The sequence below is a fragment of the Pantoea sp. B9002 genome, from assembly GCF_013385945.1.
GTDB lineage: Bacteria > Pseudomonadota > Gammaproteobacteria > Enterobacterales > Enterobacteriaceae > Pantoea.
Genome location: NZ_JACAPA010000094.1, coordinates 1 through 327, shown reverse-complemented (window position 1 = coordinate 327; position 327 = coordinate 1). Strand labels below are relative to the sequence as shown.

The following is a 327-nucleotide window of genomic DNA, read 5'->3' as shown; positions in this document are numbered from 1 at the left end:
CGGCAAAAGCTGGGGTGGTGGAAATCGTCAGGCTGGTGCCGCTGCGTTGCGGGCGCAGGGTATCGACGCTCTGGGCAATCTCCAGCAGCGCGCCATGCAGGCTGCGGAACAGTCGCTCGCCCGCATCGGTCAGGCGCACCTGGCGCGGCAGGCGCTCGAACAGCGGCACGCCGAGCCAGCCTTCCAGCGAGCGGATCTGATGGGACACGGCGGTTGGCGTCACCACCAGTTCTTCGGCGGCGGCCTTGAAACTGCGCTGGCGCGCGGCGGACTCGAAGGCGCGCAGCGCGGTGAGTGGCAGGTTGGCGAACATGTTCGGCTCCATGG

General features: G+C 68.8%; 1 protein-coding gene. It reads right to left on the bottom strand.

Going from position 1 to position 327, the window contains the following annotated elements:
• Positions 1-313: LysR family transcriptional regulator (locus HX773_RS25330; RefSeq protein WP_218168361.1), on the bottom strand; the 313-nt coding region annotated here is incomplete at its 3' end.
• Positions 314-327: the final 14 nt, after the last annotated feature.